Source organism: Streptomyces pactum (assembly GCF_002005225.1).
GTDB lineage: Bacteria > Actinomycetota > Actinomycetes > Streptomycetales > Streptomycetaceae > Streptomyces > Streptomyces pactum_A.
Genome location: NZ_CP019724.1, coordinates 2,201,428 through 2,214,372 on the forward strand (window position 1 = coordinate 2,201,428; position 12,945 = coordinate 2,214,372).

At 74.2% G+C, this 12,945-nt stretch carries 11 protein-coding genes and 1 riboswitch; of the genes, 7 read left to right on the plus strand and 4 right to left on the minus strand.

What is annotated here, in order from left to right; genetic code table 11:
* Positions 1-78: 78 nt before the first annotated feature.
* Complete coding sequence (locus B1H29_RS09085) at positions 79-471, minus strand: cell division protein SepF (RefSeq protein WP_055419756.1); 393 nt, start codon at positions 469-471, stop codon at positions 79-81.
* A gap of 210 nt (positions 472-681) precedes the next feature.
* On the opposite strand from B1H29_RS09085, the gene B1H29_RS09090 reads away from it, so the two are divergent.
* Positions 682-3,813 carry an FAD-binding and (Fe-S)-binding domain-containing protein gene (locus B1H29_RS09090; RefSeq protein WP_055419757.1) on the plus strand — a complete coding sequence of 1,044 codons (3,132 nt, stop codon included), beginning with the start codon at positions 682-684 and terminating at the stop codon, positions 3,811-3,813.
* A gap of 244 nt (positions 3,814-4,057) precedes the next feature.
* On the opposite strand, the gene B1H29_RS09095 is transcribed toward B1H29_RS09090, so the two are convergent.
* Complete coding sequence (locus tag B1H29_RS09095; RefSeq protein WP_055419758.1) at positions 4,058-4,525, minus strand: DUF7144 family membrane protein; 468 nt, start codon at positions 4,523-4,525, stop codon at positions 4,058-4,060.
* Between the two features lie 262 nt (positions 4,526-4,787).
* On the opposite strand from B1H29_RS09095, the gene B1H29_RS09100 reads away from it, so the two are divergent.
* From B1H29_RS09100 to B1H29_RS09125, 6 genes are all read left to right on the plus strand, one after another.
* Positions 4,788-6,161 carry a chloride channel protein gene (locus tag B1H29_RS09100; protein WP_055419759.1) on the plus strand — a complete coding sequence of 458 codons (1,374 nt, stop codon included), beginning with the start codon at positions 4,788-4,790 and terminating at the stop codon, positions 6,159-6,161.
* Between the two features lie 86 nt (positions 6,162-6,247).
* On the plus strand, positions 6,248-6,745 hold the full coding sequence (locus tag B1H29_RS09105; RefSeq protein ID WP_234393093.1) for a potassium channel family protein: 498 nt from the start codon (positions 6,248-6,250) through the stop codon (positions 6,743-6,745).
* 100 nt (positions 6,746-6,845) lie between these two features.
* Positions 6,846-7,030: riboswitch (cobalamin riboswitch) on the plus strand.
* 30 nt (positions 7,031-7,060) lie between these two features.
* Complete coding sequence (locus tag B1H29_RS09110) at positions 7,061-7,768, plus strand: energy-coupling factor ABC transporter permease (protein WP_055419760.1); 708 nt, start codon at positions 7,061-7,063, stop codon at positions 7,766-7,768.
* A complete protein-coding gene (locus B1H29_RS09115) occupies positions 7,765-8,148 on the plus strand; it encodes an energy-coupling factor ABC transporter substrate-binding protein (RefSeq protein ID WP_055419761.1) in 384 nt (127 codons plus the stop codon). Before B1H29_RS09110 ends, B1H29_RS09115 begins: the two co-directional genes overlap by 4 nt.
* Positions 8,149-8,898, plus strand: a complete 750-nt coding sequence (gene cbiQ, locus B1H29_RS09120; protein ID WP_055419762.1) for a cobalt ECF transporter T component CbiQ — start codon at positions 8,149-8,151, stop codon at positions 8,896-8,898.
* Positions 8,899-8,975: 77 nt separating this feature from the next.
* Positions 8,976-9,791, plus strand: a complete 816-nt coding sequence (locus B1H29_RS09125; RefSeq protein ID WP_055419983.1) for an ATP-binding cassette domain-containing protein — start codon at positions 8,976-8,978, stop codon at positions 9,789-9,791.
* A 27-nt stretch (positions 9,792-9,818) separates the two neighbouring features.
* Here the strand turns inward: B1H29_RS09125 and B1H29_RS09130 are convergent, their stop codons facing one another.
* Positions 9,819-11,432, minus strand: a complete 1,614-nt coding sequence (locus B1H29_RS09130) for an MFS transporter (protein WP_055419763.1) — start codon at positions 11,430-11,432, stop codon at positions 9,819-9,821.
* 594 nt (positions 11,433-12,026) lie between these two features.
* Positions 12,027-12,683 carry a TetR/AcrR family transcriptional regulator gene (locus B1H29_RS09140; protein ID WP_055419765.1) on the minus strand — a complete coding sequence of 219 codons (657 nt, stop codon included), beginning with the start codon at positions 12,681-12,683 and terminating at the stop codon, positions 12,027-12,029.
* Positions 12,684-12,945 lie beyond the last annotated feature (262 nt).

Sequence of the window (12,945 nt, forward strand, 5' to 3'; positions counted from 1 at the left end):
AGGTCCGGGCGCCCTCCCCGCCAGCGGCACCGCGCTCCGCCCCGCCGAACGGCGCCGCACTCCGCCCCGCCGGTTCCCTCACACGCCGGGTACCTCCGCCGCGCTCTCCATCAGCCCGTTCACCTCGGTACCGGCCGGTGTCAGCAGGAAGACGTTGCGGTCGACGCGGTGCATGCCGCTGGCCAGGCCGAAGACGACGCCCGTACTGAAGTCCAGGACCCGCTTGGCGACCTCGGTCTCGGCATTGGTCAGGTCCAGCAGGACCGGGATGCCCGCCATGAGGATCTCGGCGACCTCCCGGGCGTCCGCGAACACGTTGACCCGCAGCACGACGAAACGGCGGCGGGTCTCCGTCTCCGCCTCCGGCATCGCCCGGTGGCCGACCGCGGACGGCCATGCGTCGCGCCCGCGCAACGGAACGACCTGGGCGAGCCCTTCCCACTGTTCATCGGTGACGTCGTGGCTGTTCACCGGCTCCCCCCGATCTCACTCGCCTTCATTGCCTGCACCAGCCAATTCTTACGCCAAGTCACCCGTTCGGCCCAACAGCGACACGGTTGGCGACGCTCCGTGTCCGGTGATCGGCCCCGCGGCTGATTGGCTCCGCGGCCACCGGGGTACTCAGCGACGGCCGCTCCGCACGCGGGCGCCGCAGTCGTGCCGACATCCGAAGGAGAGCCCATGGGTGCCCTGGATCTGCCCGGCCCCGTCACCCGCGACGGGGCACCGCCGCCGGTGGACACCGCATCGCTCCGAGCCGCTCTGCGCGAGCGGGTCGACGGTGAGGTCCGCTTCGACGCCGGGAGCCGGGCGGCGTACTCCACGGACGCCTCGAACTTCCGGCAGACGCCCATCGGCGTGGTCGTCCCGCGTACCCCCGAGGCCGGCGCCGAGGCGGTGGCCGTCGCGCGGGAGTTCGGTGCGCCGGTCCTGTCGCGGGGCGGTGGGACGAGCCTGGCCGGGCAGTGCACCAACGCGGGTGTGGTGCTCGACTGGTCGAAGTACTGCACGCGGGTGGAGTCGGTGGACACCGACGCCCGCACGTGTGTCGTGCAGCCCGGGATCGTGCTGGACGACCTCAACCGGCAGCTCGCGCCGTACGGCCTGCGCTACGGGCCCGAGCCCGCCACCCACGCCAACTGCACGATCGGCGGCATGATCGGCAACAACTCCTGCGGCGCCACCGCACAGGCGCACGGCAAGGTCGTCGACAACGTCGCCCGCCTGGAGGTTCTGCTCTACGACGGCACCCGTTTCTGGTGCGGGGAGACCGGCGACGAGGAGTACGCCGAGATCGAGCGCCAGGGCGATCTGCGGGCGACCGTCTACCGGCGGCTGCGTACCCTGCGCGACACCTACGCGGACGAGATCCGCCGCCGGTTCCCGGACATCCCGCGCCGGGTCTCCGGCTACAACCTGGACTCGCTGCTGCCGGAGTACGGCTTCGACGTCGCCGGGCTGCTGGTGGGCAGCGAGTCGACGCTGGTCACCGTCCTGCGGGCGGAGCTGGAGCTGGTGCCGGTGGTGAGGGAACGCACCCTGGTGGTACTGGGGTTCGACACCATCGACAAGGCCGCCGACGCGGTGCCCGACGTCCTGCCGCACGACCCGATCGCGCTGGAGGGCGTCGACGCCCGGCTGGTCCGCGACGAGCGGATCAAGCACCTCAACGAGAAGGCGCTGGCCGAGCTGCCCGACGGGAACGCCTACCTGATGGTGCAGTTCGGCGGCGACACCGTCGAGGAGGCGGGCGCGCGGGCCCACCGGATGCTCGACGCGGTGCACCGCTCCGAGCACGACGCCGACTGCGCCTTCATGGACGACCCGGCGCACGAACAGGACCTGTGGCAGGTGCGCGAGGCCGGGCTCGGCGCCACCGCGCACATCCCGGGCAAGCCCGACACCTTCGAGGGCTGGGAGGACTCGGCGGTCGCCCCGGAGAAACTGGGCCACTACCTGCGGCGGCTGCGCGCGCTGTTCGAGGAGTTCGGCTACCTGAGCGACACCGGGCCGAGCCTGTACGGCCACTTCGGGCAGGGCTGCGTGCACACCCGGATCCCCTTCGGCCTGTACACCGCGGACGGGGTGGCGACGTACCGGAGGTTCATGGAGCGGGCGGCCGACCTCGTCGTCGAGTTCGGCGGATCGCTCTCCGGCGAGCACGGGGACGGACAGAGCCGGGGTGAGCTGCTGTCGCGGATGTTCGGGGACGGTCTCGTCGAGGCGTTCGGACGGCTGAAGGCGGTCTTCGACCCGCTCGACCGGATGAACCCGGGGAAGGTCGTCGCGCCGTACGGGCTGGACGAGAACCTGCGCCTGGGCGGTGACTGGGCCCCGTACGAGCCCCGCGACCTGCGCTTCCGCTTCCCGCACGACGGTGGGTCGTTCTCCCAGGCGGCCAACCGGTGCGTCGGGGTCGGAAAGTGCCGGCAGCACACCAGCGACGGCACGGTGATGTGCCCGTCGTACCAGGTGACGCGGGAGGAGGAGCACTCCACCCGGGGCCGGGCCCGGCTGCTGTTCGAGATGCTCGACGGGCACGGCGACAGCGCGATCCAGGACGGCTGGCGCTCGGAGGCGGTCCGGGACGCCCTCGATCTGTGTCTGGCCTGCAAGGGGTGCAAGAAGGACTGTCCGGCGGACGTGGACATGGCCACGTACAAGGCGGAGTTCCTGTCCCACCACTACGAGGGACGGCCGTGGCGCAGGCCTCGCTCCGACTGGTCGATGGGCTGGCTGCCCGCGCTCGCGCGGGTCGTGGGCCGCACCCGCCTCGCGCCGGTCGTCAACGCGCTCACGCACGCTCCGCTGCTGTCGAAGGCCGCGGTGGCCGTCGCGGGGGTGGCGGACCGTGAGGTGCCGCTGTTCGCGGAGCAGACCTTCGAGCAGTGGTTCGCTCACCACGAGCCGGACGGCGACGGGCGGCGCGGAACGGTGCTGCTGTGGCCGGACACCTTCACGAACCATTTCCATCCGCACATCGGGCGGGCGGCGGTCCGGGTGCTGGAACACGCCGGCTGGCGGGTGGAGCTGCCGGCCGAGCCGCTGTGCTGCGGACTGACCTGGATCTCCACCGGGCAGCTCGGGACGGCGCGGAAGATCCTGACCCGGACCGTGCGAGGGCTGGCCGAGCACGTGCGGGCGGGCGGCCTGGTGGTGGCGCTGGAGCCGAGCTGCACGGCCGTGTTCCGGGCGGACGCGGCGGAGATGTTCCCCGGCGACCAGGACGTGCTGAGGCTGCGCGACCAGACGGTGACGCTGTCGGAGCTGCTCACCGAGCACTCCCCCGGCTACGAGCCGCCGCGGGTGCCCGAGCGGTCCGCGCGGGCGCTGGCCCAGGTGCACTGCCACCAGCACGCGATCATGGGCTGGGACGCCGACCGCGAACTGCTGGGGCGGGCCGGGGTGGACGCCGAGCGGCTGGACTCCGGCTGCTGCGGGCTGGCCGGCAACTTCGGCTTCGAGCGCGGCCACCTGGACGTCAGCGAGGCGTGCGCGGAGCGGGTGCTGCTGCCGAGGCTGCGGGAGGAGGACGAGGCGACCGTCGTGCTCGCCGACGGGTTCAGCTGCCGCACCCAGATCCACGAGTTCGACAGCGGCGGCCACGAGGGCGTGCACCTGGCGGAGCTGCTGGCCTCGGCGCTCCCCGACGCCTCGGGCGACCCGGACGTGCCGGGCAGCGCGTACGGCACCGCGCCCGGCGCCCGGCCGGTGTCCCCGGGCCGCCGGGCCAAGTCCCTGGCCCTCGCGGGCACGGGGCTGGCCGCCGCCGGCGCGGCGACGGCACTGACGCGAGCTCTGCGACGCCGCTGAGGCGGACACCCGCCACCGGACACCACGCGTCACGAGACGCCACAGGCCCCGGACACCCGGCCCGGGCCCCGCGCCCCGGCCCAGGCCCCTGAACCCCGCCGGGCGCGGGGCCGGCCGCCGCCGGCGCGGCGACGGCGCCGGTGCGACGCGCGGGGCTCGCGGGGCGCGACGTCGCGGGCCCCGGCCGCCGGCGCGCCGACGCCCCGCCCGGTGCTCGGCGAGGCGTCGGCGCGCTCGCGGTAGTTCAGGCCCGTCGGCCGGCCTGGTCCTGGCGGCTGGCCAGGGCCCAGATCACGAACACGTCGATCGCCATCATGATCACGGACCAGACGGGCGCGTACGGCAGGAAGAGGAACTGGGCGACGAGGCTCAGCGAGGCCAGGACGATGCCCGCGAAACGCGCCCAGGACATGTCCTTGAGCAGGCCGTAACCGGTGGCGAGAACGAGGGCGCCCAGGATGACGTGGATGATGCCCCAGCCGGTGAGGTTGAGTTCGTAGACGTAGCTGCCGACGCGGGCGTACACGTCGTCCTCGGCGATGGCCGCGATGCCCTGCAGGACGGCGAGGGCGCCGTTCAGCAGCATCAGTACGCCCGCGAAGACGACACCCCCGGTCACCCAGTCGCTGGTGCGGTCCGCCGATCGCGGGGGCCACGGGCCGTCGGCGCCGTGGGTCGGCCTGCCGGGAGAGGGTGCGGCGTGCTGGCTCATGAGCGGAGTCCTTTCTGCGTGTCCCCGTACGGGCCTGCGCCCACCGGCACCCCGGGGGCGCCGACAGGACACTCCGAGCCTGCGGGCACCCGACCCGCGCGGCCATGCGGGCCCGCCGGACGGGTGAACCGGGTGCGAGCGCGTCCCGCCGCCCGGTCACCGGGCACGGCATCGTGCGCGTGCGACCCTCCCCCGCCTCGCGTTTACTGAAGCGCACATGCGAACGCGCGCGACGTAGACGTAGGCGGACGGAGGAGGGCCCGTGACCTCTCGGCCCGAGCCGGCGAACGCGGTGCCGGCCCGGGCCGAGCAGTCCCTGCGGCGCACCCTGCTCGGCCCCGGCTATCTGCGGTTGTTGCTGCTGTGCGTGCTGCTGGGCGTGCCCATCGCGCTGGCCTGCTTCTTCTTCGTCGGTCTCCAGCACGAGTTCCAGCACTGGGTGTGGACGTCGCTGCCGGAGGCGGCCGGGTACGACGCCCCGCCCTGGTGGTGGCCGCTGCCCGCGCTGGTGCTGGCCGGGCTGGTCCTGGCGCCGATCGTGACCCGGTTGCCGGGTGGCGGCGGCCATCTGCCGGTGAACGGGCTGGGCGGCGCGCCCGTCGGCCCGCGCGCGCTGCCCGGCGCCGTCCTGGCGGCACTCGCCACGCTGCCGCTCGGTGTGGTGCTGGGCCCTGAGGCCCCGCTGATGGCCGTCGGCAGCGGGCTCGCCCTGCTGGCGGTGCGGCGGGCGGGGGCGGCCGGAGACCCGAGGGCGAGCGCGATCCTGGCGACGGCCGGCTCCACCGCGGCGATCTCCACCATCCTCGGCGGACCGGTGGCGGCGGCGGTGCTGCTCATCGAGGGGGCGGGCCTCGGCGGTGCGCAGTTGGTCGTCCTGCTGTTGCCCTGTCTGCTGGCCAGCGCGGCGGGCGCCGTGGTCTTCACCGGCTTCGGTCAGTGGACCGGCCTGAAGATCGGCGGGCTGGCCCTGCACGACGTGCCGCCGGGCGCCAACCCGGACGCGGGCGACTTCCTGTGGGGCGTGCCCACGGCGGCACTGATCGCCGTACTGGTCACGCTGGCCCGCGAGCTGGGCCACCGCACCGTCTCCTGGACACGGCACCGCACCGCCGTCCGCACCGTGGCCTGCGCCACGGCGGTCGGCGTCTGCATCGCCGCGTACGCTCTGATCACCGGGCGTTCCCCGGCGGAGGCGGCGCTGTCCGGACAGGCCACCCTCGCTCGGCTCGCCGCGGACCCGCACGCCTGGTCCGTGGGCGCGCTGGTCGCGCTCGTCGTCTGCAAGGGACTGGCCTGGGGCATCGCGCTGGGCAGCCTGCGCGGCGGCCCGATCTTCCCGGCCGTACTGCTGGGCACGGCGACGGCCATGGCCTGCTCCGGCCTCCCCGGCTTCGGCGCGACCCCGGCCCTCGCCCTCGGGATCTCCGCCGCGTCGGCCGCGGTGACCGGGTTGCCGCTGGCCAGCTCCGTGCTGGCGGTGCTGCTGGTCGGCGGGGACGCGTACGACCAGATGCCGCTGATCGTCACCGCGTCGGTCGTCGCCTTCGTCGTCGCCCAACTGGTGCACCGGACCGGACCGGACCGGAAACCGGGCCCGGGATCGGCATCGGGCCCGGCCACGGAGACGGCACGGTGACAAAGCGCCGGGCCGCAGCGGGGCGTACGGACCGCACAGGCCGCACAGGCCGCACCCGACCGCGTGCCGCCGCCTGGCGTGCGGCCCTGCCCTGGCTGGTGCGGGCCGGTATCGCGGCCGTCGTGGTCGTGGCCTACTTCCTGCTTCCCCTCGACCTTCTGGGCCCGCGGCGGCCCGTGCTGAGCTGGCTGCTGTTCGCCCTGCTGCTGACCGCCGTGGCGGCGCTGCTGCTCCGGCAGATCCGCCACGTCCTCCTCGAGCGCCCGGACACCCGGCCCGGTGTGGTCATCACCCTGCTGATCGTCCTGTCCGTGCACGTCTTCTCGGCCGCGTACTACGCCCTCGCCAAGCAGCCGGACGAGTTCACCGGCCTGCGCACCCGCGTCGACGCGCTGTACTTCACCGTGGTCACGCTCGCCACCGTCGGCTACGGGGACATCACGCCGCGGGGCCAGGCCGCGCGGGTCGTGACGGTGCTGCAGATCACCTACAGCTTCGTGTTCCTCACCGCCGCCGCCACCGCGCTGGCCCAGCGGATGCGCGACGTGGTGGTCCGGCGGACGGAGCGGGACCGGTCCGGCTGACGGGGCGTGGACCCGCAGGTGCCGCCGCGTCACCCTCCCGACTGGGCCTCCGGGCGCCGGCCGGCCCGGAGGCCCGCTTGTCACCACCCTTGAGGGAGCACTACTGTCGCCACGCCTTGGTGAACGGGAAATCCGGTGTGATGCCGGTGCGGCCCTCGCCACTGTGAATCGGGAAGTCCGGCTCCGGCCCTCACGGGCAGCCACTGGGTCCTCGTGACCCGGGAAGGCGGAGCACGGGCGGTGGTACCCGTAAGCCAGGAGACCGGCCAAGGCGCGTCGTCCATCCACGAGGTGCTGGAGAGGGTCTGCTGAGCCATGCACATAGCCGAGGGCTTTCTGCCACCGGCGCACGCGATCGCCTGGGGTGTCGCGTCCGCGCCGTTCGTCGTACACGGAGTACGTTCACTCACCCGTGAGGTCAGGGAGCATCCGGAGAGCACCTTGCTCCTCGGCGCCTCCGGGGCCTTCACGTTCGTCCTGTCGGCGCTGAAACTGCCGTCCGTCACCGGGAGTTGTTCGCACCCGACCGGAACCGGCCTGGGCGCCATCCTCTTCCGTCCGCCGGTCATGGCGGTGCTGGGCACCATCACCCTGCTCTTCCAGGCGCTGCTGCTGGCGCACGGCGGGCTGACCACGCTCGGCGCCAACGTCTTCTCGATGGCGGTCGTCGGCCCCTGGGCCGGGTACGGCGTCTACCGGCTGCTGCGCCGGTACGACGTGCCGCTGATGGTCACGGTGTTCTGCGGGGCGTTCGTCGCCGACCTGTCCACCTACTGCGTCACCAGCGTGCAGTTGGCGCTGGCGTTCCCGGACCCGGGCAGCGGGTTCCTGGGCGCGCTCGGCAAGTTCGGGTCCATCTTCGCCGTCACGCAGATCCCGCTCGCGGTGAGCGAGGGGCTGCTCACGGTGGTCGTGATGCGGCTGCTGGTGCAGTCCAGCAAGGGTGAACTCGCCCGGCTGGGCGTCCTGTCGGCCAAGTCCGGCAAGACCACGTCCGGTGAGCCGGAGGCGGTGGCCCGATGAGCCGCAACGCGAAGATCAACGCCCTGCTGCTGCTCGCGGTGGCCGTGCTCGCGGTGCTGCCCCTGGTACTGGGGCTCGGCGACCACAAGGAGGAGCCGTTCGCCGGCGCCGACGCCGAGGCGGAGACGGCGATCACGGAGATCGAGCCGGACTACGAGCCGTGGTTCTCACCCCTGTACGAGCCGCCGTCCGGGGAGATCGAGTCGGCGCTGTTCGCCGTGCAGGCCGCGATCGGCGCGGGAGTGCTGGCCTACTACTTCGGGCTGCGCCGGGGCCGTCGCCAGGGCGAGGAGCGGGCCGCGGCGGCGCTGCGGGACGCCCCCGCGGGCAGCTTGGCCGCGGGGACGTCCCCCGCGGGCGACGCCCCCACGGGCGACTGAGTGCTGCCGATCGACGCGGCGGCGCACAGCAGTCACTGGCGCCGCCGCCATCCCGTGGACAAGGCCGTGCTCGCACTGGGCCTGACCGTGCTCGCGATCTCGCTGCCGCCCTGGCCCGGGGCGGCGCTGGTCCTGGTGACGGCGCTCGCCGTGCTCCTCGGCCCGGCGCGGGTGCCCGGGCGCCGGCTGTGGCGGGCGTACCGCGTGCCGCTGGGCTTCTGCGTGACCGGCGCGCTGCCGCTGCTGGTGCGGGTCGGTGGCCCGGGCGGGTTCCTGACGGCGGCGGACGGCGGCCCGGTGCGCGCCGGTGAACTGCTGCTGCGTACCTCGGCGGCCTCCCTCGGGGTGCTGCTGTTCGCGTTCACCACGCCGATGTCCGACCTGCTGCCCCGCCTGGTGCGGGCCGGGGTGCCCGCGCCGGTCGTCGACGTGGCGCTGGTGACGTACCGCATGAGCTTCCTGCTGCTGGACTCCGTGCGCCGGGTCAGGGAGGCGCAGGCCTCGCGGCTGGGGCACACCACCCGGGCCGCCGCCTGGCGTTCGCTCGGCGGCCTGGGCGCGACGGCGTTCGTACGGGCCTTCGACCGGGCGGCGCGGCTCCAGACCGGACTGGCGGGGCGCGGCTACGACGGCACCCTGCGCGTCCTGGTGCCCGAGGCCCGCGTCTCGGTGCCCTTCACGGCGGCGAGCGTCGCGCTGCTGGCGGCGCTGGCCGCCCTCACCCTCGTACTGGAAGGGCCGTTGTCGTGAGCGAGTCGACGGAGACGGATTCGGCGGGATCGGCGGCGGGAGCCGAGTCGACGAAGGCGGCGGAGGCAGGGACGGCCCTGGTCGTGCTGCGGGGCGCGTCCTTCGCGTACGAGGAGGGGCCGGACGTGCTCGCCGGCCTGGACTTCACGGTGCGAGAGGGGCGCGCGCTCGCGCTGCTGGGCCGCAACGGCAGCGGCAAGACCACGCTGATGCGGCTGCTCAGCGGCGGACTCAGGCCGCGCACGGGGACGTTGTCGGTCGGCGGGGAGCCGGTGACGTACGACCGCAAGGGACTGACCCGGTTGCGGACCACGGTGCAGTTGGTGGTGCAGGACCCGGACGACCAGTTGTTCGCGGCGTCGGTGGCCCAGGACGTGTCCTTCGGCCCGCTGAACCTGGGCCTGTCCCACACGGAGGTCCGGTCCCGGGTCGGGGAGGCGCTCGCCGCCCTGGACATCACGGCGCTCGCCGACCGGCCCACCCACCTGCTGTCGTACGGGCAGCGCAAGCGGACCGCGATCGCCGGGGCCGTGGCGATGCGGCCCCGGGTGCTGATCCTGGACGAGCCGACCGCCGGACTGGACCCGGACGGCCAGGAACGGCTGCTCGCCACCCTCGACCGGCTCCGCGCGGGCGGCACCACCGTGGTGATGGCCACCCACGACGTCGACCTCGCCCTGCGCTGGTCCGACGACGCCGCCCTGCTCACCCCAGCCGGTGTGCACACCGGCCCGACGGCCCCGACCCTGGCCCGCACCGAACTGCTGCGGCAGGCCGGGCTGCGGCTGCCGTGGGGTGTCGCGGCGGCCCGGCTGCTGCGCGCCCAGGGTCTGCTGGCGGACTCGGCGGCGGGCCCCCGGACCGCGGAGGAGCTGGCCGCCCTGACCGACTGACGGGGTGCCGGGCAGGGCGGCTCGGGCTCACCGGGCCGAGTCGCTGTACTCCGCGTCCCGGGCCTCGGCCGGCTTCTCCGCCGCCCCCTGCCGGGTGCTGCGGCGGCCGGGGAGGACGGCGATGACGATCAGGGCACCTGCGGCCATGATGATCCCGCCGACCAGGCTGGTCGTGGCGACGCCGTGGGCGAAGGCCTGGTTCACGGCGTCGGCGAGGGCCTCGGCCTGCCGCGGTCCGGCGGCGGGGTTCGTCGCGAGCCGCTCGGCGACGGCCAGCCCGCCGCCCACGGAGTCCTGGGCGGTGTCCAGGGCGGCGGCCGGGAGCCGGTCTCCGACCAGGCCGGCGAGTTCGTCCCGGTAGGCGGTGCCGAGCAGGGAACCCAGTACGGCGATGCCCAGCGAGCCGCCGAGTTCCAGCGCGGTGTCGTTGGCGCCGCCTCCGACGCCCAGCTCGCTCTCCGGGAACGAGCCCATGATGGTGTCGGTGGCCGGGGACACGCTCAGCCCGATCGCGAGGCCGAGCAGCAGCATCGGGGCCAGGAAGTCGGCGTAGGTGGAGTCCTTCTCGATGAGGACCAGCAGGAAGACACCGACGGTGCCGATCACCATGCCGGAGCCCACCATGGCCCGCACGCCCAGCTTCGGGGTCAGCTTCCCGGTCACCGCGGCGCCGACGAACACGGCCCCGGCCAGCGGCAGCAGCCGTACGCCGGTCTCCAGGGCTCCGTAGCCGAGCACGAACTGCAGGAACTGCGTGGCGTAGTAGATGGCGCCGTAGGTGCCGAAGAAGAAGAACAGCACCGCCAGCATCGAGCCGCTGAAGGGCCGCAGCAGGAACCTGCGCACGTTCAGCATGGGGTGCGGGTGGCGCAGCTCCCAGGCCACGAAGGCCACCAGGCCGACACCCGCTACGACGGCCGCGGCGACCGGGCCGGCGCCCCAGCCGAAGTGCGGGCCCTCGATGCTCGCGTAGACCAGGCTGCCGACGGAGACGATGGAGAGCAGGCCGCCCACGTAGTCGATCCGGCCCACGCCGGCCGCCTTGGACGGCGGGACGAGGAGCAGCGCACCGACGACGGCGGCGACCGCGATGGGGACGTTGACCAGGAAGGTCGAGCCCCAGGCGTGGTCCTCCAGAAGCCAGCCCGCGACCAGCGGACCGACCGCGATGGCGAGGCCGGAGGTGGCGGTCCAGGCCGTGATGGCGCGGGCCCGCTCCCCCTTGGGGAAGACCGCGACCAGCAGCGACAGCGTGGCGGGCATGACGACGGCGGCACCGACACCCATGATCGCCCGAGCCGCGATGACCAGCGCCGTCTCGTCCACCAGGCTGCCCATCACCGAACCGCCCGCGAAGATCACCAGGCCGGTGATCAGGGCCCCGCGGCGGCTGTACTTGTCGCCGATCGAGCCGAGCACCAGCATCAGCGCGGCGTACGGGACGGTGTAGCCGTCGATGACCCACTGCAGGTCACTGCTGCTCAGGCCCAGGTCGGCGGTCATGGCCGGCGCGGCCACGATCAGGGACGTGTTGGCCATGACGACGATCAGCAGGCTCAGGCACAGCACGAGGAGCGCCCACCAGCGCCGTGTGTAGGGCCCGGTCATCTTCTCGACGGGTGTGGCGGCTAGGAGGGGCATCGGGGCTCCTGGGGAACTAGGGCAAGCGAGGGAAAGTTAATTGCCCATCGATGTGCAGACTAGTGGCAGAATAGTTTGTTGCACGGGGGCGTGCAAATACGCGGAGTTCCCTCCGAAGCCCCTTCCGCGGCTCCGCTCGAAGCCCCTTGCGAAGTCCCTCCGATCGAGGTGTCGACGTGACCACCGCACGCGCCCGCATCCTGCGGGCGGCCGAGCGCGAACCGGGCCGCGACCCCGACCGCGACCCCTACCGCGGCCTCACCGAGATCGCCGCGGCGGCCGGCGTGGCGCGCCGCACCCGCTACGCCCACTTCGCCGGCCGGGAGTCACTGATCGAGGGACTCGTCGGGCAGGCGGCGGAGGTGGTACGGCGCGCGATGACGGGCGCGGACGTTGCGGACGGCGACGGCGCGGGCGCGGCCGTGGCGGCGCTGGTCGCCGCGGGGGTGGCGAGCGACGTCGCGACGGGGACGGTGCGCGATGCGGGCGGTATGGAGGACGGTAGGGGATGTGCCGGACAATGCCTGCGCGGGAGCGCTCACCCGGTCCGGCGCGGAGGCGCCCGGCGCGCGGGAATCCGTCCGGCCCGGCGCCTCACTCGTCCGGGACGGCCTCCGCGCTCACCGTCGGTGCCACGTCCCCGACCACCGCCCGGGCCCGCCGTTCCGGGACACCGGCGGCGATGAGCTGGGCGACCGCGACCCGGGTGCCGTCGTCCTCCAGCGCGCCGGTGTTGACCTGCTCCAGCAGGGCGACCGTCATCGCCTCCAGACCGGCGCTCAGTACGGCCGGCGGCAGGTGGTCCGGGAAGACACCGTCCCGTTGCCCCCGCTCCAGGATGGCGGTGACCTCGGCCCGGGCCGGGGCCAGGATCTCGGCCACGCGCTCCACGCCCAGATCGTGCCGGGCCAGCGCCAGGAGCATCCGGTAGCGGTCGCCCACGGGCCACATCAGCAGCACGAAGTGCGCGAGCGCGCGCTCGGCCGGCTCGGCGGGCCCCACCCGGTCCGCACCGGCGGCCATCGCGCTCCGCAGCACCTGGGAGGCCTCCTCCGCGAGGGCCTCCAGCAGCGCCGCGCGCCCGGGGAAGTGGCCGAAGAGGGTCCGCCGCACGACGCCGGCGGCCCGGGCCAGCTCCTCGAGCGTGGTGTCCGGGTTCCGCCCCAGCTCCCGGCGGGCCGTGGCCAGGATGCGCGCCCGGTTGGACCGCGCGTTGCGTCGCTGCGGCTCACGGGCAACGGGCTTGGTCACGGGTACCTCTGGGACGGAACGGCGGGCTGCGGGGGCGCCCATTCTGGCACGGAGGCCCCGTGCCCGGCCCGACCGGTGGTCGGCCCGCGCACGGCTCGGCCACGGCCCCACGCGCCACCACGCCCGGCGGCCCCACGACGGACGCCCGGCGCAGCGGCCCCGCGACGGACGCCCGGCACACAGCGGCCCCACGACGGACGCCCGGCACACAGCGGCCCCACGACGGACGCCCGGCACACAGCGGCCCCACGACGGACGTCGG

Excerpts from the sequence above, each read along its gene's own strand:
- B1H29_RS09090 (WP_055419757.1), top strand. The coding sequence starts at position 682 with ATGGGTGCCCTGGATCTGCCCGGCCCCGTCACCCGCGACGGGGCACCG.
- B1H29_RS09115 (WP_055419761.1), top strand. The coding sequence starts at position 7,765 with ATGAGCCGCAACGCGAAGATCAACGCCCTGCTGCTGCTCGCGGTGGCC.
- B1H29_RS09095 (WP_055419758.1), bottom strand. The coding sequence starts at position 4,525 with ATGAGCCAGCACGCCGCACCCTCTCCCGGCAGGCCGACCCACGGCGCC.
- B1H29_RS09130 (WP_055419763.1), bottom strand. The coding sequence starts at position 11,432 with ATGCCCCTCCTAGCCGCCACACCCGTCGAGAAGATGACCGGGCCCTAC.
- B1H29_RS09110 (WP_055419760.1), top strand. The coding sequence starts at position 7,061 with ATGCACATAGCCGAGGGCTTTCTGCCACCGGCGCACGCGATCGCCTGG.